This is a genomic window from Paraburkholderia sp. J67 (genome assembly GCF_905220265.1).
In the GTDB taxonomy this organism is placed as follows: Bacteria; Pseudomonadota; Gammaproteobacteria; order Burkholderiales; family Burkholderiaceae; genus Paraburkholderia.
Genome location: NZ_CAJMZK010000006.1, coordinates 22,150 through 45,604 on the forward strand (window position 1 = coordinate 22,150; position 23,455 = coordinate 45,604).

Below are 23,455 nucleotides of genomic sequence, written 5' to 3' on the forward strand. Positions count from 1 at the left end.
ACCTCTTGAAACAGGGGATAAATCAGGCGCCGACGACGAGCGCGCCGCCATTGACTGCAATCGACTGACCGGTGATGAAGGCCGCTTCGTCGGAAGCGAGGAAGGCCACCGTGCTGGCGATTTCCTCGGGATGTGCGAGACGGCCGAGCGGAATCGCCGCCTGCTCGCCCGCGATGCATTCCTCGGGGACCATGCGCGTGAGAATCGCACCCGGCGTCACCGCGTTCACGAGGATGCCGTCGCCCGCGAACTCCTTCGCCATCGTCTTCATCAGCCCCAGTTGCGCGGCCTTCGCGACCATATAGGCGTACGAGTGGCCGTCGGGCACCTGGCCCCACTGCGAGTTGATGAAGATGACGCGCGGCGCACGGCTGCGGCGCAGATAAGGCAACGCGGCGCGCGTAAGGAACAGCGGCGCGTGGACGTTGATTTCGAGCAGCGCGTCGAAGTCGGCGTCGTCGGTGGCTTCGAGACCGGTGAGCGAATACATGCGGCCCGCGTTGTGCACGAGGATGTCGAGCGCGCCGAGGCGGTCCACGGTCTCGTGGATCGCACGTTCGGCGAGCTCGCGCTGTGTGATATCGGCAGCGATGGCGATCGCGCGGCCGCCTTCGCTTTCGATCTCGGCGGCGGTTTCGCGCGCAACGTCTGCGTCGATATCGACCACCGCCACGGCCGCGCCGCGACGCGCGAGCAGGCGTGCATGCGCGCGGCCCGCGCCCCGGCCCGCGCCGGTCACGAACGCGACGCGTCCCGCGAGACGGCCGGCGTCAGCCGCCAGCGTCAGCACCGCTTCGGGCGCCGTGCGTGCCGGGGCGTTCATGCGTGCACCTTGTGCGGTTCGGTCACGTAGAGCATGTTGCCGTCCGGATCGAACATCGGGCGATAGCGGTAGTGCGTGCCATTCGGATGCTGCCATTCGATCGGCTCATCCACCACCCATTGGACCTTGCCTTCCAGCGCTTGCATCGCGTCATCCAGGCTCTCGACTTCGAATGCGAAGGAATCGAAACCCGGCTTGTCCTTGAGATTGACCGCCGTGCGGCGCTCGACAGGCGTCTCGTCCTCGGTGCGGAAGATATAGAGCGTGACGTTGCCCATTTCGATCGCGGCCCAATGCTCTTCCGGCTGATAAGGCAGGAAAAAGCCGAGACCGAGCGTGCCGTGATAGAAGTCGACCAGACGCTGGACGTTGGGCGTCAGGATGTCCATGTTGTCGAGGCGTTTGAGTTTCAGCATGTTTGGATTCCTCATCAATGAATAAAAGTCAAGCGGCTGCGGACGAGTGTGCAGGCAAGCGGGCGTGACCGCATGGGCCGCCGGGCAGCGCATCGAGACGCCCCGCCGCCACGTCGAGCACGATGGTCGCGAGCGTCGCGTACTGGCCGCTTTCGGGCGCAGCGGGATCGGGATGGCAGCACACGGCCGTGGTGGCGCCAAAGTGGTTGTTCATCGCGCCGATCACCTGCAACGGGCTCAGGCGTGCACGTTGCGAGAGGCGGCGCGTGAGCAGGTCGTGGCGCAAGAGCGTGTCGGGGTATTGGAGCGGCTCGGTGTCGCCGGCTTGCGCAGTGGGTGCGAGAAAGTGGTTCGTGTGAACCAGCAGACCGTTCGCATCCGGGAACACAAAGCCCGGGCCACCCGGATGCAGTTCGACCGACACGGCCGCGCTGCTGTCGTCGGCGCTGGCGATCACCGTGAGCGACGACGAAGCCGAGACCGGTGCCGATGCAAGCAGGCGCAGCGCGTCATCGAGCGCACCGCAGGTATCGAGCATCCAGCGCGAGGCCACGTGCACCGGCAGGCCAATGGTTGCGCCATCGCGCTCGTGATGCAGGATGTTGAAATGCACGCCCAACCCGCGCCCGTTCACGCCCGCCTTGCCGACGATGCCGTACTCGGTCACCGTGGTCGTCATGTGGCCATCGGGGTGCGGAATCTCCCAGGTGAGCCACTGATCCGCGAATTCCGCATACCAGTCCCAGGTCTGCACGGCGACGGGACGCGCGCTGTGCGCGTCGACCTGAACGACCGTCGAGCACTCGCCGCGCAGCGATGCGCCCACGTAAGCGAGGATTTCGGTGCGCGCGTTGATCGCGCCGACGAGGCGCACATCCACTTCCGCACCCTCTGCGATGCCGACGATTTCGTCATGCAGCGGCGGCGCGAACGCGCGAATCTGCGCGAGTGCGGCAGCGCCCAGTTCTTCCAGATCGAATGGCCGCTTCGCCGCGCGTTCGAACAGCGCGCGATAGCGGGCGATGCCGGTGCGGACCTTGGCGGCATGCACCGCGCCAAATTCACGACCGCGTGCGAGCGGCGCGGTCTGCGTCGAGCGGAACACGGTGCTCATGCGGCCTCCCGTGCGAGACGCGGTTCGACCCATTCGGCGACCTTGTCCAGACGTGCGAACCAGACATCGCCATCGGCAACGAGTCGTTCGACGAAACGCTCCAGTTGATCGAAGCGACCGCCCCGGCCGATCACTTCCGGGTGCATCGTGAAAGTCGTGTGGCGGCCATCGCGGCGCGCCGATTCGTATTCGGCCAGCCAGGTGTCCACGAGCGTGCGCGGCGCGCTGAAGTTGCCGCCGTTGTCGATGGTCCAGCCGAACATCGGGTAGTCGTCGAGCGACCAGTGCACGGGCAACTCAAGGATCGAGCGGCCTTCCCAGGTCTCGCGATACGGGCGGTCGTCGCCCATGCAGCTGGAGTCGTACTGAAAGCCCGCTTCGATCAGGAGGTCGAAGGTTTCCGGCGTGAGTTCCCACGACGAGGAACGGTAGCCCGCCGGTTTCGGCGCGCCCGCTTTGGCGAGCGCCGCGAGACCGGCGTGCATTTCCTCGGCTTGTTGCTCCGGTGTGGCCTTGTCGCTGCGCAGATGCATGTGGCCGTGATGACCCACTTCATGGCCTTCATCGAGCAGTTGCGCAACCAATCCCGGATGGCGCTCGGCCGTATGGCCCGGCACGAAGAACGTCGCGGCGATATGGTGGCGGCGCAGCAGTTCGAGAATGCGCGGCACGCCGCGCACCACGCCAAAGCGCCCTTCGGAAAGGCTGGTCAGGCGGCGCGCATAGCTCGGGCTTTCGCCGAGATAGCCGGCCTCGGCATCGACGTCGAAGGTCAGCGATACGGCCGTCGATTTCTTGTCGGGCCACTGGGTCCACTTGGGCGTGGCGATCGGATGAGTCGTCATCGTAAAACTCGCAGGTTACGAAAGTGAAGGCGCAAGCCGTCCCCCGCCGCGTGCCGGAGCACGCGGACATCACAGACAGACGGGGGATGGAGAAGACGCTCTAGTTACGCTTGGTGCATCAGGTAATAACAGTCAGCTTCGCGGTGATCCAGACCACGGCGACAGCCGCGGCGAGCGCGAGGTAAGGCAGGATGCCGGCACGCGGGTGCTTGAGTTCGATATCGCGGCGCATCGACTCCGGGAAGCGGCCCTTGTCCTGGACATAGTGGCGGTAGCAGAACACCGGTACGATCAGCACCATCGCGATGAGGCCATTGCGCAAGGTGTTTTCGCCCTGGAAGTTCGCTCCCGCACCCACGAAGGCCAGGTCGATGAAGCCGCACAATGCACCCAGACCCAGCACCCAGTTACGGCAGCGATACGGACGCGGCCACTCCGCACGATCGAGGCGGTGAATCCAGCCGGATTGCAAATTCAGGAATACGAATATCATGTAGCAGACGTTCGAGAGCGAGAGCACCGTCATGTAGTCCGACATCAACAGCAGGACCACGTTGAAGCCGAGGTCGGTCCACATCGCCCGCGTGGGCGCGCCGTGTTCGTTCACGTGCGAGAGGTACTTCGGCAGCCAGCCATCGACGGAGGCCTGGTAGAGCGTGCGCGACGAACCCATCATCGAGGTCATCACGAGCAGCAGGATCGACAGCACCATCATCACGACGATCACGTTGAACACCACCGCGCCGCCGTGCACGAAGCCCGCCATCACCGCGCCCACGCCCGAGCCGTCCACCACGCTGGGTGCGAGCATGCCCTTGAGGCCGAGTTCGCCCTGGAATGCGATAGGCACCACCACGAACATGAACAGACACAGCAGGCCCGAGCTGAAGATCGCCTTGAAGGTGTCCTTCTTCGGGTCGCGGAATTCCCGCGTGTAGCACACGGCCGTCTCGAACGCGAAGGTCGACCAGCAGGCGAGGAACATCGCGCCCATCGCCGTGCTCACGCCCGCCGCGTTCCAGTGGCCCATCACCGCGGCGCCCGTTGCGTCGTGCGTGAGCGGCAGCATCGGCAGGAAGTTGGTCGAGGGCATGTCGCCGGTGAAGATCGGCACGATCGAGACCAGCACCAGCGGCGCGAGCGAGGCGATGCCGAGGATGCGCTGCGTGCGCGCCGCTGCCGATGCGCCTGCGTGCTGGAGCTTGAACGCGATCAGCAGGAAAGCCAGCGCAAGCACGAAGGTCGCGTTGATGCGCAGCGTGAGCCCCTTGGTGATGAAGCCCAGATCGAGCAGCGTGAGGTGCCACGTGTTGATCGCCGCGTTGGCCGGGAACAGGCAACTGAGCGTGTAGCCCGCCGCGAGACTCGTGCCGAGCGCAAGCATCGGCGACCACGCGATCCAGTTGCACCAGACCGACACGGGCGCCACGAACTTGCTGTAGCGCACCCAGCCCAATGCTCCGTACACCGAAGCACCGCCCGACTTGTGCGGATAGAGGCCCGAGATTTCCGCGTAGGTGAAGCACTGTGCAAAGCCAATCAGGATCGCCACCACCCAGATGAACCACGCGGGCTGGCCGATCGTCGCGGCCACGCCGCCGATGGTGAACAGCACGCCCACGGGCACGCCGCTCGTGACCCAGAACGCGTCCTTCCAGGTGAGATTGCGATGCAGTTCGTGCGTAGCCGCCTCCGTGTCCGCCGAGGGGTTGGCGCCTTGCGGCGCGAGCGGCGCGCTCGCGATCACTTCGTCATGGGCGTTCATCGCGGCGCTCCCGGTTGCGAGGCCAACAGTGCAAGGCGGGCTTGACGTGACGTGCAGGCGGCCAGAGTGCGCCGTCCCGCACGCGGGCCATCGAGGCTGAGGCCCGGCGCCTGAGCGCGGCCTGAATACATGGTACGCATGGAATCTCTCTCGTGTCGGGGTTGAACGGCGGCTAGCACGCGATGAGTGGATCCTAAGCCAGCAAATTGCGCATGTGTATACTTTTTAACCCTAATAGCTGCGCATTGCGCATTTCACGACGCATTTAAAACAGCGATGCGCAAACCTCGTGCGCAATGCACCGTATTTGCGCAAGCGCGACTTTCATATGCGTTACGGGTTCGAGAGGACGACAGAAGGCGCGGTGCGACAAGGCTTGCACCGGCCATGGGAAAGGGAAAAAACGGGGAAAAGCGACGGCTCAGGCTTTCGGAAGGCCGTCAGCGTGCGCCAGATCGGGGCAACCGGCGTCACGCAATGCGCAAAATCTCTACGTCTTATTTGCGCAACATGACATGAAAAACAATTTTGGCGACGCGACGCGCGGTAGCGCGTCGCCGCCTGGTCACTCCGCTTCCGACTCGGCGGGCGGCAGCGTAAAGCGGATCTTGTGGACCTTGACCTCGTGCATCATGCGCACCTCGCGCACGCCGGGCAGCGCGCGAATGCGCTGCTGGAGCGCGAACAGCCCTTCGTCGTCGCGGCACAGCACCTGCACGCACAGATCGGCGTCGCCGAGGATGGTCGAGAGATAACTCACCTCGGACCAGCGGCCGAGGTTATCGACGGTGCGATCGTGATCCTGCGGATCGACCTCGACGAACAGCAGCGCGAGCTTGGCCTGACCGAGCTTCGAGGGATTCGTGAAGGCCAGGATTTGCAGGATGCCCAGATCCTGGAGGCGTTTGACGCGCGTGCGCACCGTCGCTTCCGGCACGTTGACGTTGCGGGCAATCTCGCGGAACGCGCGCCGCCCGTCTTCCTGCAACTCACGGACGATCTGGTAATCGAGGGTGTCGAGTATTGAATTCGGCATGGTCATAAGGTCGATGAGGGGCGCATCGCTGGGGGTGCGCAGAATCAGGTAGGAATTTTAACGCATTGCAAAGCTAAAACTTCCTTGGTAGATTGAATGCGCAAATTCGTCGCGCTTCATGCGGATCGAGCGCCAAAAAAATGGTCCGACGATCCGCATTGCGCAAGAAGGCGATCCTGCTGTTGCGCATCGCGCAGCACTTTCGACTGAAACCAGCAAGACTGACGAGACACCATGCCTGCCGCCCCGCGCCCTTTTAGCACCCGCAACTCGCCCGATCCGGCGAGCGCGTGCGCGCGCGTCATGGCGGTGCGGCTCAATCCGCTCCTCAACGTGATCCTCGCGTTCTGGGCACAGTTCCATTGCCGCCACGCGCGCCCTCCGGCCGCCGTCGTCTGATCCACCGCCTGATCCGCGTCGCCTGACGCCAGATCCAGGCGAGCCCCCGTACTTCGATCGACATCCACGATCCGTCCGCACTGCGCGGAGGGTCACGCACGCGCACGGCCAATGCCTGAGCGCAACGAGACTGACCATGCCCACGACTTTCGCCCCCGAACAGGAAGCCCTCGACTTTCTCGCCAACAATCCGGACATCGAACTGTTCGAGCTCTTTATCGTCGATGCCGCCGGCGTGCCGCGCGGCAAGCTGCTGCATCGCGACGAACTGCTCGCCGTCTATCGCGACGGCCGCCCGCTGCCGAGCGCCATCATGAACCTCACGATCAACGGCGACGACACCGAAGACAGCGGCCTCGTCTGGGACGTAGGCGATATCGACTGCCGCGCCTACCCGCTGCCGGGCAGCCTCGTGCGCCTGCCGTGGCGCAAGCTGCCGACGGCCGCCGTGCAGGTGCAGATGCATCCAACGCAGGGCCTGCCCGCAGGCGTCGCCGATCCGCGCCAGTTGCTCGCGCGCATCGTCGATCAATTGCAGGCCGACGGTCTGCATCCGGTAATGGCGTGCGAGCTGGAGTTCTATCTGCTCGACGCGCGCCCCGACGCGCAAGGCCGCCCGCAACCGGCACTCGACACCGACGGCCGCCGCCCGCGCACGACCCAGGTCTATGGCCTGCGCGAACTCGAACAGATCGAGCCGTTCCTCAAGGACCTCTACGACGCCTGCCGTGACCAGGGCATTCCGGTACGCACCGCGATCTCCGAATACGCGCCGGGCCAGGTCGAAATCACGCTGGAACACGGCCCCGCGCTCGAAGCGATGGACCAGGCCGTGCGCTACAAGCGCATCGTCAAGGGCGTCGCCAACGCGCACGGCATGAGCGCCTGCTTCATGGCCAAGCCGTTCGCCGATATCGCGGGCTCGGGCATGCACATGCATGTGAGTCTCGCGAACGAGCGTGGCGAGAATCTCTTCGCCTCCGAAGACAAGGCCGGCACGCCGATGCTGCGTCATGCGGTTGGCGGCATGCTGCACGGCCTGCTCGATTCGATGCTGATGTTCTGCCCGAACGCGAACTCGTACCGCCGTTTCCAGGCAAACAGCTACGCGCCCTTCACGCCCACCTGGGGCGTGGACAACCGCACGGTGAGCCTGCGCGTGCCGGGCGGTCCGGCGCCTAGCCGCCATGTCGAGCATCGCGTGTGCGGCGCCGACGCGAACCCCTACCTCGCGGCCGCCGCAATCCTCGCGGGCTGCCACTACGGCGTGCGCGAAAAGCTCGATCCGGGCGCACCGGTCGAAGGCAACGGCTACGCGCAGGCCACCTCGCTGCTGCCGACCGACTGGCTGAGCGCGCTCGATGCGCTCGAACGTTCGGCATGGGCGCGCGACGTATTCGGTGCGGGTTTCCTCAAGGTCTTCATGGCGATCAAGCGCGCCGAATACCGGCAGTTCATGGGTGAAGTGGGCGAGCAGGATTGGCGCTGGTATCTGCATCAGGCCTGATGGCCGCCGATGCATGCCACCCATTCAACAGGATTCCTCATGAACGCAGCCATACCCCTCATACCTGTCAATCGGGCCGCGCCGGAGCGCGAGCCTTCCTATTACACCGCGACCATCGGCCACGAAACCTATTACCCGACGCTCGAAGGCGAACATCGCGCCGATGTCGCCATCATCGGCGGCGGCTTCACGGGCATCGCCACCGCGCTGGAGCTGGCCGAGCGTGGTCTCTCGGTCGCGCTGGTCGAGACGCACAAGATCGGCTGGGGCGCGAGCGGGCGCAACGGCGGCCAGATCACCGGCAGCCTCTCGGGCGACGCGGCCATGCGCAAGCAGATGCGCGCGACGCTCGGCGACGACGTCGACGACTTCATCTGGTGGCTGCGCTGGCGCGGCCACGACATCATTCGCGAACGCGTGGCGCGCTACGGCATCCGATGCGATCTGCGCGACGGCCATCTGCATGCGGCCATGAAACCGTCGCATCTGCGCGAACTCCAGGCGACCTGCGAGGAAGCGCAACGCCGCGGCATGGGCGACCAGGTCGAACTGCTCGATCGCGCGGGTGTGCGGCGACATCTGGACACGGATCTCTATATCGGCGCGCTCAAGAACCTGCGCAACATGCACGTGCATCCGCTGAATCTGTGCATCGGCGAAGCGCGCGCCGCTGAAAGCCTGGGCGCAAGACTCTTCGAGCACTCCGAAGTGATCGATATCGTGCATGGCCCGACGCCCACGATCGTCACGAGCAAGGGACGTCTGCGCGCCAACCAGATCCTGCTCGCGGGCGACGTCTATCACAAGCTCGCGCAACGGCAACTGAGCGGCAAGATCTTTCCGGCGATGGGCGGCATCGTGACGACCGAACCGCTCGGCGATCTCGCGAAGACGATCAATCCGCAGCAACTGGCCGTGTACGATTGCCGCTTCGTGCTGGACTATTACCGGCCCACGGCGGATGGGCGGCTACTGTTCGGCGGCGGCGCGAACTACTCGGGGCACAGTTCGCGCGACGTCGCCGCCGAGTTGCGTCCCGCCATCGAGCAGACCTTTCCCAAGCTCAAAGGCGTGCGTATCGAGCATCAGTGGACCTGCGCGATGGGCATCGTCGTCAATCGCATACCGCAACTCGGCAAGCTCTCGGAGAACGTCTGGTACTGCCAGGGCTACTCGGGCCACGGCGTCGCGACGAGCCACATCATGGGCGAAATCATGGCCGAGGCGATCACGGGCACGCTCGGGCGCTTCGACACCTTCGCCGCTTGCCGCCATATTCGCGTGCCGATGGGCGATGTGATCGGCAATCCGCTGCTTGCTGCGGGCATGTGGTACTACCAGATGCTTGAGCGGCTGCGCTAGGGTCCGAGCCAGCATCGCTGCAACCGCGCTGCGTCAGACAGGCAATATTTACCGATGCAGCGCGGCTAAAGCGGCAGAAAGCGCGCCGTCCAGCGCGCTAGCGCAAGCAGACGGAGTATATTGAGCGGTGCTCCGGCGGTCGCGCGCCGCCGGATCGACGCCATCGCGGATGGCACGCCTCCTTACTCCGTCGTTTCATGCAAGAAGAAACCGTCCAAGCCCACGCGCCTTCGGGCATCGCGTCGCTGCCGCTGCTCTCGTGGGGCAGCCATATCGGCCAGCTTTATCACTCGGCCGACGATCTGCGCGACATCCTCGTCCCCTACTTCCAGGCGGGCCTCGCCAATCACGAACGCTGCCTGTGGGTGACCGACGCGCCCTTGAGCGCCGACGACGCCCGCGCGGCCTTGCGTGCTGTCGTGCCCGATCTGGAGGCGCGCGAGCGCCAAGGCCAGATCGAAATCAAGGATTCACAGGCCTTCTATGCCAAGGACGAGGCGCTGCAACCGCAGACGCTCGTCGCGGGACTTCTGGAACTGGAGCGCGAGGCGCTGGCGGCCGGCTATCGCGGCTTGCGCACCAATGGTAACTGCGCGTGGGTGGGCAAGGGCCAGTGGGACGATTTCCTCGACTACGAATCGAACGTGCAGGAGATGGTGCGCGGACGCCGGCTCATCTGCATGTGCAGCTATCGGCACGATGGTATCGACGCGATTGAGACGCGCGGCATGCTCGATCGTCACCAGTTCGTGCTGCGCAGCGCGGCGTCGGATCTGGCGGCAAATGGTGGCGCACGCAACGAACCGGCCACCGGTTCTGATCTTCCGCGCGACATCGACGCCATCCAGGCGATCGCCGTACTGGGCCACGACCTGCGCAATCCGCTCGCGGCCATCGGCGCGGGCGCGCGCTTGCTGCGGCTCGCCAAACTCGACGAGCGCGAACGCGCGATCTCCGAAACCATCGGCCGCAGCGTGAGCCACATGAGCGCGCTCATCGACAATATTTCGGATGCGAGCCGCAGCCGTCTTGTCGATGGCATTCCGCTGCGGCTCAAACCCGATGGCCTCGAAGCCGCCTTGCGCCATGCCGTCGATGAACTGCGCCTCGCGCATCCGCAGCGCCGCATCGACCTTGCGCTCTCGCTCACGCGCCCGGTCGCCACCGATCCGGTCTATATGGCGCGCATGCTGTCCAACCTCGTGAAGAACGCGCTCACTTATGGTGCACAAGATCAGCCAGTCGAAGTGCGTGTATCCGACGATCACGACCTCGTGCTGAGCGTGAGCAACCAGGGACCGGCAATTCCACGCGAGCTGCACCAGCGACTCTTTGCGCCGTTCACGCGGGGCGACGTGCGCGAGGAGCAGCGCGGACTCGGGCTCGGTCTGTATATCGTCGCTGAAATCGCCCGCGCGCACGGCGGCACGGTCGATCTGGCCTCGAACGACGCTGAAACGCGCTTCACGTTTCGCATGCCCATCGGCGGTTGAGTGCGCTGTCGTTGCAAGGCTCGTTGTCAAAGTTTCGATATATACGCGAAAATATATTGATAGCGATAACTTTAACGATGGAGCCCCACACGTGAACAGCCATACCCTCGATACGCGTGAAGCCGTAGGCGCACCGTTTTCCCCCGTCGCAATGGAACATGCGCGCGTCAAGACCTGGGAAGCGGTCGAGCAGATCGCCGCCGCCATCCAGCCCGGCATGCGCGAATCCGAAGCCAATGCGCAAGGGAAAGCGATTCTCCAGCAGATGGGCATGGACCGGATCTGGCATCCGGTGCTCATTCGCTTTGGCGAGAATACGCTGCGTACTTTCAAGGAGCGTTCGCAGGGCGATCCTGTGCTGGGCGAAAACGATATTTTCTTCGTCGATCTGGGCGTGGTCTGGGATCGGCATGAGGGCGATGCGGGCGCGACTTTCGTGACTGGTGATGATGTTGAGATGCGAAGCTGCGCTGAGGCCGCTAAAACCGTTTATGACGAGGTGGCCGCGCATTGGCGTAGCACGGGGTGTAGTGGGGCTGCGCTTTATGCCTATGCTGCCGAGCGGGCCGAGGCGCATGGGTGGCGGCTTAATGTCGATATCAAGGGGCATCGGGTTAGCGATTTTCCTCATGCTATTTATAAGGCCGGTGATCTCGGGAATTTCGATCTCGTGCCCTCTAAGGGGTTGTGGATTCTGGAAATTCAGATCGCGCATCCTACGCGAGCGTTTGGGGCGTTTTATGAGGATCTGTTGGCTTAGGGGCGCACTTGGGGGGCCAGGGTTGCGGGACCTGTCCGCAATTTTGTGTGCGAGGCTGGGCAACGGTTCTTTGTCCGCACGACTGCGTCATGGCATGCATCCGCGGCATTGTGACCTCGCGCGGCCTTGTCGCGAATCCGGGACACTACCCGGCGAGTCGGATGTGCATGGGCTTCGCTACCCATTCGCGCACTGGTTCAATCCGCTCGCACACCGCGACGTGCAGGTCCCCTACTTTTAGCCTCGGCTTCTCAACACAACACGCTGGGCATCACGAACCCACGGTTCGAAGGCTCGGCGGGGCTGCCTCACATATGCGTCTTTCGAACATAGCCATGATAGCTTCGCCTTGACGTCAGTATAGGCAGTCGAGGAGTCGAGGGACACTATCCACGTGCTCATTCGCCGGCGCCTGCATGCTGCTGCCCAGAGGCGCCGCAGCGATTCTTCGGTAACAACTTTGATATCGAACGAGTCTTGAAATAGGGCCGTGCTCGCGCGTAACCCGACTGCAAAGAGGCATCTCCACGCTCAAATACCCCGGCCCACGTGGTTTCTTCCTACGCAACAGACATCGTTTGTTGCCGGCTCACCAATGTGCAACCGCACGTGGCGTGATGCCCTTCGAGCGCTACAGGCCTGTCGTCGACCAGCGTCGATTCATCTCCCTCGGCAATCGGGTTGACGCCGTGCTGCGTGCAGTTCACCGGGTCGCCCTTGCGGGCAGGCTGTCGTCCGTCAATGTTGTCCTTCTCCGAGCCACTGATCACTTCTCCCCCGTAAGGGGCGAGCGTGTCGCCCGTGACGATAATCTGACGTGCCATTCTTTCTCCTGTCGATCAAGATCAGAGAGCTCTACCGGACAATCCTGTAAGCACCTGCGATGTGAATCTGGTTGGGGCTGTCGAGCCAGGTCCCCCAACGTCGTGCACTGATATGTCCAGATGCTGTTGTCGCGGGTCCGGAAAGTTCGCCCCTTTTTCGACGAACACTTGCCGGTCCCAGCGGTTATAGAGAGTGGCAACGGGATGAGTTACGGCCACCCCAGCCGCCCAGATACCCGACTGCGGACATTTGTGCCCGCCATCGCAGCGCAACGGGTGCGGCCAGTCCGAAAGCGAACGTAGCAGGCCGGATTTGATCAAAGCCGACCGGGGATCGGGGTGCGGCGCGCTGGTCGGGGACTTCACGGGTGGAGTGACAGCCTTTGCCGCGTCGATGAGCGTTTGCACATCACCGTCCCATTTAGGCAAAGGAGCGGGTGGGAGCGGCAACACCTTGTCCAGATTGGGGAGCTTCAACGTGCCTTCATACCATTTCAAAATCTCACTGATCCTACTGTAGCGCTCAGCTCGTGCTTTATCGACATAGCCGACGAGACTATCTCCTCCGCTCATACCCATACCACGAAACTGGCTACCTAGAAGGCTCGCGCACTTCGCACTACCGAGTTTTACTCCTTCCTGTAGAACCTTAACCGCACGAAGTTTGGCCTCAGGCGTCTTGTCAGCGGCATAGATAAACTCCAGTTCGTCCGCTGCATCGCCGTAACCTTGGGCCAAGGAACATTCGAGCATTTTGGTAGCGACGAGCATATTAGCCCAGAACCCACTCCCCGGATTGTCCCAGCCGGCATTAAGCGCTGCGCCCAGGAATGCTTGCGCTGACGGGCTGCCCATATCTGCCGCTTTCTGGAAAAAAGCATAGGCACTCGTGGCGTCCCCGCCCTTGACAATACCTTTCATGTGATAAACACCCATCGTGTCCCACGCATCGGGCACCCCCAACTGCATCGCTTTCTCTACCCAGCGGATCGCCATTTCTGGTTGCTTCTCGGGGACCGAGTACTCACCCACTATCAGGCTCGCCAGATTGAGCATCGCCCTCCAGTGGTTACGCTCGGCCGCCTGCTGGTAAAGCTGGTAGATTTTTCTCCAGTCCTTGTCTTTCCAGTAGATATTGGGATCAAGTTCGAGCGCGAGCGCCTGTTGGAACCGCAGGTCGGCCTGCGGATCGACAAGCGGCAGATGCTGGTCCTGATAAACGCAGATGAAGTCCTTGCGGTGCGGTGCGAATAGCGGCAGTTTCGTATAACGGGGCAGATCGGAACTGGACATACCACTAATCAATTGATGAATAGTGGAATTTGCAAAAGCGGCCTGCACCATGACAAGCGCAAGGCAAAAACCAACCAAGTATCTGACGAACACGAGTCTCATACCACGTCCTACAGGGCAATCTCGTATACATCTGCGACCCGAATCCGGTTGGGGCTGCCCAGCCAGGTCCAGCGAACGTCGTGCACTGATATGTCCAGATGCTGTTGTCGCGGATCGGGAAAGCTCGCCCCTTTCTCAACGAACGCCTGCCGGTCCCAGCGGTTATAGAGCGCGGCAAGGGGATGAGTTACGGCCACCTGAGCCGCCCAGATACCCGATTGCGGACATTTGCGCCCGCCATCGCAGCGCAACGGGTGCGGCCCGTCCGAAAGCGAACGTAGCAGACCGGATTTGATCAAAGCCGACCGGGGATCGGGGTGCGGCGCGCTGGCCGGGGACTTCACGGGTGAGGTCACGGCCTTTGCGGCGTCAATCAGCGTTTCCACATCACCGTCCCATTTGGGCAAAGGAGCGGGTGGGAGCGGCAACACTTTGTCTAAATTCGGCAGTTTCAGGGTTCCTTGGTACCACTCCAGAACATCACTGATCTTACCGTAGCGATCAGCCCGCGCTTTATCAATGTTCCCTACAAGACTATCGCCATTGGTCATATCCAAGCCGTCAAATTGACTACTAAGAAGGCTCGCACACTTCGCACTACCGAGTTTTACTCCGTCCTGTAGAACCTTAACCGCACGAAGTTTGGCCTCAGGCGTCTTGTCAGCGGCATAGATAAACTCCAGTTCGTCCGCTGCATCGCCGTAACCCTGAGCCAAGGAACATTCGAGCATTTTGGTCGCAACCGGCATATTCGCCCAGAATCCGCTACTAGGATTGTCCCAGCCGGCATTAAGCGCTGCGCCCAGGAATGCTTGCGCCGACGGGCTGCCCATATCTGCCGCTTTCTGGAAAAAAGCATAGGCACTCGTGGCGTCCCCGCCCTTGACAATACCTTTCATGTGATAGACACCCATCGTGTCCCACGCATCGGGCACCCCTAATTGCATCGCTTTCTCTACCCAGCGGATCGCCATTTCCGGTTGTTTCTCGGGGACCGGGTACTGACCCAGGATCAGGCTCGCAAGATTGAGCATTGCCTTCCAGTGGTTGCGCTCAGCCGCCTGCTGGTAAAGCTGGTAGATCTTTCGCCAGTCCTTGTCTTTCCAGTAGGTATTTGGATCAAGCTCAAGCGCAAGCGCCTGCTGGAACCACAGGTTGGCCTGCGGATCGACAGACGGCAGATGCTGGTCCTGATAGGCACAGATGAAGTCCTTGCGGTGCGGCGCAAACAGCGGCAGCTTCGTATAACGGGGCAGATCGGAACTGGACATGGCGGTGATCAGTTGATGAATGGGGGAATCTGCAAGAGCAGACTGCATCACGACAAGGACAGCGCACAAGCCGATCATGAAACGAGTGAACACAAGCCTCATGCCAGTTCGACCTGATTGTCCGTGGAGGCAGGTATCGCATTCATAGCATGCTTGATCGTAGTGGACCGCTGGTCTTCGAATTTCAACAGAAATCCTTTCAATTTTTCTTTCCCCGCTTTCCATTTCTTGTAATTCCCTTGCATCCGATTCTCCCAGTTCCGAAAGATCTGCGGCATCGCGTTCCGACCGCCGTCACCATTGATATCGCCCCCCGAATGCATCCCAAACACGTTGCCGCGCAACGCGGTAGCATGCTCCACACCTGTAGCCGCAATATTGATCTCGCTGTCCACCGACATGCTGCGCTGATTCAAATTGGCGCTGCCGAGCGTAAAGAAAACGTCGTCAATGATCATCAGCTTTGAATGAATATAGATTTCCCGATAGGCCATCTTTCCGCTAACTGATCCACTCGTGCAGAGTCGCGCCACACTAACCTTCAGTCCCAACGACTTTTCCAGCTCGTCTACGCTGGGGCGATCCAGCACCGGATGGGTGTGGGGCACACTGACCGGATTACCCATCTCGTCCTCAAAGGTCGTATAGTACGTGCCCTGTTTGGAGTGCTTTCCGTAATTCTGACTGGTCTTCCCCGAATCGATCAGCCCTGCCTGTGCAGGCATCGCATCACTTGCGCCCAGTTCAGTCAGTGTGTCGAACGTACGAGGCACCATCCCGTCGTCCTCCGGATGGGGAATCACAATGAACAGGTGCAGGTTCGGCATCTGGAGCATCGGCTTTTTAGCCAGACGTGCCCACGCGTCGCAGAACTTCTGCCGCTCTTTCTTCAGATGACGGGCAAATTCCGGGTAGAAGAAATACTGGTTCTCGATGTAGATGTAGTTCCGTGCGACGCTTGTCGCCTGGAAATAGAGTTTCTTTATCGTCTTCTCGCGCTCGGCGGCCTGCGTCCTCACGATCTGGACCTGCTGTGAGGGGTCCTTGGCCAGCGTGGGGATCTTCGGCGGCAGCGGGTCGTTATCGTTAGCCGACGTCCTCCACTCCAGTGGAGCGAACTTGTTCCAGCTTTTCTCGAAGTTCTGGTGAAGCCGTTTGAGGGCTGGCCCTACGACGCGACAGGCATAGTCCTGGTAGGGGCGCAAGGACGTATAGTCAGCACCATGAATCATGGCTAGCTTTTGTGCATCATCCTGATTTCCGGCTCCAAAGTCGCTCTTGTGTTCGTGATCTGTCTCGTCCTTCCGGGTGGATTTTGCCCCGCTCTCGCGCCGATCCGTTTCGATTGGATGCTCCGCCGTATCCCAGAAGTCCGTGACGGAATTCAGCCCCATCACGAATCCCACTGCCTTGCTCCCGCCTTCGTGCGCATAGTCGATCAGGACGGGTTTCTGGTGATGCGTCGGGTAGTTCCACAGCAGGCCGGCTTCATCAACTGGATTAAGCCAGCTCGAGTCGGGTGGATCTTCCTCCTTGATGTCCGCCGCCAGCAACGCTTTGACGTCCTGAGACTCGATGTTTCGGAGCACGATCTGGAGGTTGAATGGATACTGCACTCTGGTTGCGAGAACACGATCATTTTTCACCCCTTGCCGTTGCCACCATGCCTTGCACCACTCGTGGCGTTCCTTGTTGTTGTAGGGGTCATCACCCTGAACCTTCCATTGGACAGGGCTCAGAAACCCATTAACGGGCACATCGGTATAGCCCGGCATACTGTTCTGCTTCCTGGACGCCACCGGATCAAACCAGAGCAGCAGCCTCACCCTCACTCCTTGTTCGGCCAGATATTCGAGCAATCGTCCGTATGTCATGCCCCGCGACCACCCACCGGATCCGCGCTCCAGCTCCATGCCCGGGTCAAAGCCCCAGCAGATGATGTCTACGGTAGCTTTGGCAGCGAGCAGGTCTTCCGACAACTGGGCAAAGCCCTGCTCTCCACAGATGAAAAGCTTTAGATCATTGCCTTCCGTAATATCGGGGGCGTCCGGGCATGTCTTCTTTTCTAACAGCCATTGAAGCGATCCCTGCGCCTCGCGGCCAGCTTCGGCAATGGCAACATCAACGGGGTTCTGTGTCGGCAAGTTTGACATGGTTAGCATTCCTTCTTTCTTGGCAAGGCATCAGGCGGGACGAACGCCGCGGCTGCTGAGCTGGTCGATATGATCGGCATCGGGATTGAGAGCGTCCTTGACGTTCAGGTCGTACTGGCCGCCGTGGCACAGCCTGACGCAATATGCCCTGGTACCCGGTTGGTGGTCTTTCACCACCACGCGCCCGTAGTCGTCGGTTACGCCACTGTCGATCAGCGTATTGCCACGGTACAGTTCGTAGGGTTCCCCGGCCACGCGGGCGGCAGAGTCGTTCGACAGTGCGCCCAACGAGAAATGCAGTTCCTGATTACCAGGCGTTGAGAGAGGAAGCGTCGGCGGCGTCGTGGAGACCGGCCCAGTAAACAAGCGGCCTGCGGAGTGAACCTCAAAATCGCCTGACGTGCCGCTGTAGATCTTCCCGGCGCTCCAGCGAGTGAAGCTACCTCCGCCCTGGATCTCGACTTCCTGCTTTGCCCGGATCGTGATCTTCTCGCCCGTTACGCTCACGTTCAGCTTTGCCAGGAGGTTGATGCTGTCCTTTAACGCCCGCAGGTCGATATCACCGGATACCGCAACGAGCCACATGCCGGCCTTCTGGACTGTCATGCGCAACTTGTTGCCAAAGGTACCGAAGAACGACCCGCCTGCCGCCATGGAAACATTGGCGCCGCTCGTGATCGCAAAATGCTCGCCGCTCGCCACATGGGTGCTTCCGGCCGTGGAAGACTCGATACCGGCGGGACTCGCGAGGGTCAGGTGGGGCTGGGCGAATTCCGGAAACTTGCCCGCGCCGGGTTTTCCCTTCAGCGCCGAGTTCTGCGCGTTGATCGCGGCAGCGACGGCTTTCTGGTCCGCCCCGGAATCCTGTGCCCCATTGGCCTGCGCCTGTCCCGCAAGGTTGTCGTGCAAAGTACGGGCCTCATCGAGACGCGCAATCGTCTCGCCCATGTCCTTCACGGGCTGCGTTGCACCCGAGCGCGTCTCAGTCGTCACCAGCATGCCCCGATTGGCTCGAACCACACCATGCGCCTCGGTCGCCAGTTCAAACCCTTCGCCGCGTGCCTCGCTGCGCCCCTTGCGCCGGTCGATGCGCGTGTTGCTGCCCAGCACGAGGCGCGAGGCCGCATGGTCGCTCGCCACCTGCACCTGGAGCTTGCCCGGCGTGTCATCCGTAACAACGCTGTTCGTCGTCGGCCCCTCCAGGTCCTCGCTCATCCAGCCCGAGAGCGCCTGGTTGGCGGGCAGTGGCCACGGCGGCTCGTGGAACTGGTTCACGTGCCGTCCCGCGATATAGGGCTTGTCCGGGTCGTTGTCGTGGTAACCAATGACGACCTCGTGGCCCGCACGCGGAATGTAGATCGCCCCATAGTTCGCGCCTTGCCACGGCGACGAGACCCGCACCCAGCAGCTCGAATCCTGGTCCTGCTTGCCTTCGCGGTCCCAGGGGAACCAGACCTTCACGCGGCCATACTTGTCGGTCCAGATCTTCGAATCCGAATACACCGTCACAACCGCCACCTCACCGTGCGAGCGCGGCTTCTTCGCTTTCTGTGGCGTGCGGAAATACGTGTTGGCGGGCTGCACCGTGAACTGTGTCTCGCAGGTGTACTGTCGTTGCAGCGCGCCCCGGTTCGTCACCGTGTCGTTGTTGACGATCTCGATCTTCGTCGAGGTCACGAGGTATTCGCCGTTGCCCAGTGCGAGCGGATACTCTTCGAGATGGAAGGTATGGCCCACCCGCAGCCCGCGCATGTTGCCGCGCCCCTTGCCACGCAGGCTCTTCGCCCGCCTGGCCTCCAGCCGCACCCGTGCCAGGTGCTCGCCCTCGAAGTCCACCTCGTTCGGCTTCGCATAAACGCCCATCGCTCCGGCCAGCGGCTGCGAATAATCTCCCCAGGCGTAGTGCTCGATGTTGTCGTTCGCGCGCTCGCGGTAGTCGGAATCCTTCGCGGCCAGGTTCGCGCGCGACTGCATATAGTCGTAGTCGGTCACGCTGACCTTGCCCGTGGTCAGGGCACGCGCAATCTCGAACTGGTAGACGTGTTCCTCGTCGATACGCTGGCCGTCACGGTCCAGGTATCGCAGCGTTTCATACGCGGGGCCGTGCTTCTTGTAGGCGCTGGTCGAATCGCACAGAACCAGCGTCGGTCCATCGTAAAAAAACGTGATGCCCCATTCCTGCCACAGGCGATTGAGATAGCCCCAGTCACTCTCCCAGAACATTCTCTGGTAGTCGCGCTTCGGATACGCTCGCCCGAAGCCGGGACCGGCGAGGCGCAGTTCGTAGTGAAACGGGTACTTCTTCAGGATCGTTTCGGATATCTCCTTGACCGTGAGGTCCTGGAATATCCGGCTGTCCTGGTTGAGGGTCGCTAAAAATAGCCAGGGGCGAATCCGCAGCCGGTAGAACGCGCGCCGCGTATCCGCGCCAACACACTCTGCCGAGACGATCAGGCCAGTGATCTCACGCACGTCCGCGCCGATGTTGACCGACTGGCCCGCTCCTCCCGTCTCGTACGTGCCGCTGCCTTCGATGGCGATTTTCACCGTCACCTGCGTGCCCACCAGCTTGTCCACCTCCACGAGCGCCTTCGCTTCTTCCACGCTCAGACTGGGGTCGCTCCTCGTCGCGACTTCGACGGTGTAGTCGTATAACCTGCCGAGCTTTTCGGTGCCCTTAAGACGCGATACCGTGAAGAGGCATTCATCCCGCCACTTCGGCAGGCCCGTGCTGACGATCTCCAGCGTGCGGGGTTGGTCAAGCCATGACATGCGGTGCTCCGTGGTCGATCAGGAAAGAAAGTCAGGCAACTTCGCGTGTGCCCATGCGCGGCGGCCACCGGGCGATCAGGCCGCGCTGTTTCGAACGCAGCACGGTGGTCGTGAACGAATGCATCGAGACGTGACGCGCGACGTAGTGCTCCAGCACCAGCGCCAGGGTATAGGGGCTCATCCCGTCGAAGCCGCTTTCATCGAAAGTGAATTCGCATTCGATGCCGCGCCCGAACACGATCGGGCCGTTGCCGGGCAGCATCTCGTTGACCGGCGTTGCCGTCGCGCTCACGAGACTTTCGACCTGCCTCCCAAGGGCACCGGCGTCCGGTGTCACGAACAGTCGCAGGCGGCGGCGCACGCCTTCGCCCGGATGCGGCTCGTCGTAGCGGTCATCGAACATCTGGTAGTCGAGCTTGAGCTGACTCATCAGTTGCCAAGCTAGATCGCCGTGCGCAAGCGGCGGCTTCGGGGCTGATGGCAAGCGCACAATGCCAATGCCCAACACCGGCCTGGATCCAGCAAGCGTGAGATCGTCGAGGCCATTGCATTCAAGCAGGGACGGAAGATCCCGGTTGGTCAGCCATGCATCGAGCGACAGGAAACGGATACCGCTGTCATCGGGCCGATCCTTGCCGTTCACCAGCGAAATAAAGGTCTGCGTCTCGGTGAAGGGGCGACGTGTGCCGTACTGCCGGCCACCGCCCTGAGCCAGGCTCGGCTTGCGACGCAGGATGAAGTAATGTCCTTCACCGGAGCCACCTGCGCCAAGCGGGCTGTCCAGGGGTTCGAACCGCACCTCTTCACTGCCTTCGTCGGAGACCTGGCCGTGCGCGACTTCCACTGAGCGCAGGTCGAAGTTGGCGGGCGCGTCGGGTACCGGCACGAGCCGGTGTTCAGGCTGTTGCGGGTCAACCGGAAGGTTTTTCGTGCGCATCGGAAAGAGATTCACGACCGGCGTGCAGAAGAGCGAAAAATGCGACGCATCCACCGTATCAATCAACGTCCCGGGCACGCGGTCAAGGAGGATGACAATCTCGACGGCGTTGCCTTCGATAGCCTTCAGGCCCGGGGCAAGCCCGGTCAGCGCGAAGAACCAGAAGCGTGCGGGACATGCAAAGTACTCCTGCATGAGTCCATGCCCGTGAAGCCTGCGCGGGACGTCGGGCAGCACCGCCTGATCCGGGGCGATACTTTCATGGACCACCGCACCACGCGCGACACCATGAAGAGGTCCATCCGCGAACCGCCCCGGCGCGGCCATGATCGTAGCGATGCCCGCAGCGTGGATCAGTTCGAACAGGTGTGACGCAATTCGCTCGTGCCCGGCGAGATACAGGGGCAAGCGGTCCAGATCCTCCAGCGCCGCGACAGGCGCACCGTTGGTCGTCTCGAGCGTGAGGCGTACCGCGCCGTGCACAGACTGGCCGTCCGCCACGTAGAGGTCAAGCGAGGGGATGTCAGGGGGAATCCGCGTTACCCGCGCGTGCCTGATCCGCAGTGGATAGACCGTCACGTCCTGGCTGCTGCGGAAAATGCAGGGGGTGTTTTCGCCAGCGGGCGTGTGTGAGGTGAAGGCCGTGCCGCGTGGAACGAGAAAACCCTGGCCGAGGTGCCCGCTTTCGTGCCCCGGATACAAACGGGCCACCCCGATGGAGGGCGTCTGCCGGACGTAGTTTGGATAGACCGTTTCCAGCATCGGCTGCAGCAGTTCAGGAAACGCCGCATCGATGCGTATCTGCATACGCGCGCTAACAAAAGATGATGCCTGGACCAGGCGCTCGACGTACGGGTCGCCGATCTCTTCAGCCTGCATGCCCAGACGTGCCGCGATCTTTGGATGCTGCTGCGCGAATTCCTGCGCAAGCGCGCGCATGTAGAGCAGTTCGCTGATGTAGTAGTCAAGCAGGCGCGGGTCGGCGAGAGGTTGATACGGCTGCGTCATGTCGTTCATTCTGCTTTTTTCGAGGCCGGAGGCCCGAGTGCGGGCGTGCCCTGCCAGACGTCGTGCCCCGTTGCGCGCACAACTGTTGAGCGCATATATCTACACCTGACAAGGGCCGGATACAATTTTTGAGATGAACTTTTGACCAGAATTGACAATTAACGCTGTCTACCAGCGGATATAAGCGTGCGAAGCGATTCAGGGGCAACGCATTGTGAGACATCCAAGGCAGGTGGACTAGACAGCGATATCCGGTTCAATACGCGACCGCAACGGTGTTGATTTTGATTGCTCGACCGTGGATTCCGCCTCACGCGAAACTCGTGCGGTTACCGAAGGAGCGTCGATGGCGTCTTTGAGCAAGAACGGCCCCAGAAGCCCGCACATCGTTCGCTGGCGCGAGCACCAGTTATGCGAGCCCCACGCTGCCCACCGTGCTCAATCATAAGAAAGTGCCAAAACCACCATGCCCAAACCAACATATCGTAGATGCGCCTCGCGTTATAACCCCCACCCACCAAGCCTCCCCGCCCCCCCCGGTAAATCCCCCAAATTGACGCCCCGATATATCCCCACGTATACATCAAGCATAGGTCTCAACAACATCGGCGGTTAGCATGTCCCGGGAAGTCATCGACTCCTATCTGCTCAAGGTCCTCCACACCCTCATCACCGAAGCCAGCGTTTCGCGCACCGCGGCGCTGCTTGGCCAATCGCAACCCACCGTAAGCGTCGCGCTACGGCGGCTACGAGCCATGACGGGCGACCCGTTGCTCGTGCGCAGCGGTAGCCGCATGGTGCCCACCAGCCACGCACTCACGCTGATCGAGCCAGCCGCACAAGCGCTCGCGGGCATCGCTGCGATCCTCAACCCGACCACGGCCTTCGACCCCGCCACCACGCGGCGCACGTTCCTGATCGGCTCGCCCGACTATCTCGATGTGTTCTTCCTCCCCGCCATCGTTGACGCTTTCCATACGCAGGCGCCGCGCGCGCGCATCGAGTTCCAGCATCTGATGATGGTCGACGGCGGCTACGGCCACGGCCTCGAAAGCGGCACGCTCGATCTGGTGATTGGCAACTGGCGCACGCCGCCCGAACATCTGCATTTGCAGCCGCTCTGCAAGGACGATCTCGTCTGCCTGATGCGCACGCAGCATCCGATCAAGCCCGGCAACCTGAATCAGGCCGTCTACGAAGAAGCCGAGCATCTGGCCGTGACGACGCACAATGCCACCGGCTTGGGCACGATCGACGCCGAACTATCGCGCAATGGTCTTTCGCGCAACGTCACCACCACGCTGCCCTACTTCGGCATGGCGCCCTATGTGCTGATGCGCTCGAACCTCCTGTTCACGACCACACGGGCGCTCGCAGCGCATTACTGCAATCTGCTGCCGCTGCGCATCGAGCCTTTGCCCGGCGAGCCGCGTGCGCTCACCTATTACCAGCTCTGGCACGATCGCACGCATCGCAGCGCGGCGGCAGTCTGGCTGCGCCATCTGGTGGCGGGCGTCGCAAAGGGTCTCGTCCACTAAAGCGCTGATGCAATGAAAAAAGCACCGCAAGCGTGAT

Annotated in this window: 17 protein-coding genes and 1 pseudogene; 6 read left to right on the forward strand and 12 right to left on the reverse strand. The window is 62.0% G+C overall.

Annotated elements, in window-relative coordinates; all coding sequences use genetic code 11:
* Positions 1 to 22: 22 nt before the first annotated feature.
* The 6 genes from U5782_RS13620 to U5782_RS13645 all read right to left on the reverse strand — a co-directional run bounded on the left by U5782_RS13620 (position 23) and on the right by U5782_RS13645 (position 5,999).
* Entirely contained in the window at positions 23 to 823 is an 801-nt protein-coding gene (locus U5782_RS13620; protein WP_322044354.1) for an SDR family NAD(P)-dependent oxidoreductase, read from the reverse strand.
* The gene (locus tag U5782_RS13625) at positions 820 to 1,239 is read right to left on the reverse strand and encodes a VOC family protein (protein ID WP_322044355.1); all 420 of its coding nucleotides are present in this window, start codon (positions 1,237 to 1,239) and stop codon (positions 820 to 822) included. Before U5782_RS13625 ends, U5782_RS13620 begins: the two co-directional genes overlap by 4 nt.
* Positions 1,240 to 1,267: 28 nt before the next feature.
* A complete protein-coding gene (locus U5782_RS13630) occupies positions 1,268 to 2,353 on the reverse strand; it encodes a C45 family peptidase (RefSeq protein ID WP_322044356.1) in 1,086 nt (361 codons plus the stop codon).
* Positions 2,350 to 3,198, reverse strand: coding sequence for a polysaccharide deacetylase (locus U5782_RS13635; protein WP_322044357.1), 849 nt, complete (start codon positions 3,196 to 3,198; stop codon positions 2,350 to 2,352). The genes U5782_RS13630 and U5782_RS13635 overlap by 4 nt, the downstream gene beginning before the upstream one ends.
* Before the next feature lie 118 nt (positions 3,199 to 3,316).
* On the reverse strand, positions 3,317 to 4,963 hold the full coding sequence (locus U5782_RS13640) for an APC family permease (RefSeq protein WP_322044358.1): 1,647 nt from the start codon (positions 4,961 to 4,963) through the stop codon (positions 3,317 to 3,319).
* 565 nt (positions 4,964 to 5,528) lie between these two features.
* Positions 5,529 to 5,999, reverse strand: coding sequence for an Lrp/AsnC family transcriptional regulator (locus U5782_RS13645; RefSeq protein ID WP_322044359.1), 471 nt, complete (start codon positions 5,997 to 5,999; stop codon positions 5,529 to 5,531).
* A gap of 234 nt (positions 6,000 to 6,233) precedes the next feature.
* Between U5782_RS13645 and U5782_RS13650 the strand changes: the two genes are divergently transcribed.
* From U5782_RS13650 to U5782_RS13670, 5 genes are all read left to right on the forward strand, one after another.
* A complete protein-coding gene (locus U5782_RS13650) occupies positions 6,234 to 6,398 on the forward strand; it encodes a hypothetical protein (protein WP_322044360.1) in 165 nt (54 codons plus the stop codon).
* 136 nt (positions 6,399 to 6,534) lie between these two features.
* Complete coding sequence (locus U5782_RS13655; RefSeq protein ID WP_322044361.1) at positions 6,535 to 7,905, forward strand: glutamine synthetase family protein; 1,371 nt, start codon at positions 6,535 to 6,537, stop codon at positions 7,903 to 7,905.
* A 39-nt stretch (positions 7,906 to 7,944) separates the two neighbouring features.
* Positions 7,945 to 9,267 (forward strand): FAD-binding oxidoreductase, encoded by a 1,323-nt coding sequence (locus U5782_RS13660; protein WP_322044362.1) that lies wholly within the window; start codon positions 7,945 to 7,947, stop codon positions 9,265 to 9,267.
* Between the two features lie 197 nt (positions 9,268 to 9,464).
* Complete coding sequence (locus U5782_RS13665; RefSeq protein ID WP_322044363.1) at positions 9,465 to 10,760, forward strand: MEDS domain-containing protein; 1,296 nt, start codon at positions 9,465 to 9,467, stop codon at positions 10,758 to 10,760.
* Positions 10,761 to 10,911: 151 nt separating this feature from the next.
* A complete protein-coding gene (locus U5782_RS13670) occupies positions 10,912 to 11,520 on the forward strand; it encodes a M24 family metallopeptidase (RefSeq protein ID WP_322044664.1) in 609 nt (202 codons plus the stop codon).
* A 560-nt stretch (positions 11,521 to 12,080) separates the two neighbouring features.
* On the opposite strand, the gene U5782_RS13675 is transcribed toward U5782_RS13670, so the two are convergent.
* From U5782_RS13675 to tssF, 6 genes and pseudogenes are all read right to left on the reverse strand, one after another.
* Positions 12,081 to 12,344, reverse strand: a complete 264-nt coding sequence (locus U5782_RS13675) for a PAAR domain-containing protein (protein ID WP_322044364.1) — start codon at positions 12,342 to 12,344, stop codon at positions 12,081 to 12,083.
* A 31-nt stretch (positions 12,345 to 12,375) separates the two neighbouring features.
* Positions 12,376 to 13,739, reverse strand: a pseudogene (locus U5782_RS13680) (tetratricopeptide repeat protein).
* Between the two features lie 8 nt (positions 13,740 to 13,747).
* A complete protein-coding gene (locus U5782_RS13685) occupies positions 13,748 to 15,112 on the reverse strand; it encodes a tetratricopeptide repeat protein (RefSeq protein WP_322044366.1) in 1,365 nt (454 codons plus the stop codon).
* Positions 15,109 to 17,163 carry a phospholipase D-like domain-containing protein gene (locus U5782_RS13690; RefSeq protein WP_322044367.1) on the reverse strand — a complete coding sequence of 685 codons (2,055 nt, stop codon included), beginning with the start codon at positions 17,161 to 17,163 and terminating at the stop codon, positions 15,109 to 15,111. Before U5782_RS13690 ends, U5782_RS13685 begins: the two co-directional genes overlap by 4 nt.
* 30 nt (positions 17,164 to 17,193) lie before the next feature.
* Positions 17,194 to 19,935 carry a type VI secretion system Vgr family protein gene (locus tag U5782_RS13695; protein ID WP_322044368.1) on the reverse strand — a complete coding sequence of 914 codons (2,742 nt, stop codon included), beginning with the start codon at positions 19,933 to 19,935 and terminating at the stop codon, positions 17,194 to 17,196.
* A gap of 31 nt (positions 19,936 to 19,966) precedes the next feature.
* The gene (tssF, locus tag U5782_RS13700; RefSeq protein WP_322044665.1) at positions 19,967 to 21,880 is read right to left on the reverse strand and encodes a type VI secretion system baseplate subunit TssF; all 1,914 of its coding nucleotides are present in this window, start codon (positions 21,878 to 21,880) and stop codon (positions 19,967 to 19,969) included.
* 617 nt (positions 21,881 to 22,497) lie between these two features.
* Between tssF and U5782_RS13705 the strand changes: the two genes are divergently transcribed.
* Positions 22,498 to 23,418: a LysR family transcriptional regulator gene (locus U5782_RS13705; protein ID WP_322044369.1), complete on the forward strand. Its 921-nt coding sequence runs from the start codon at positions 22,498 to 22,500 to the stop codon at positions 23,416 to 23,418.
* The last annotated feature ends 37 nt before the right edge of the window (positions 23,419 to 23,455 follow it).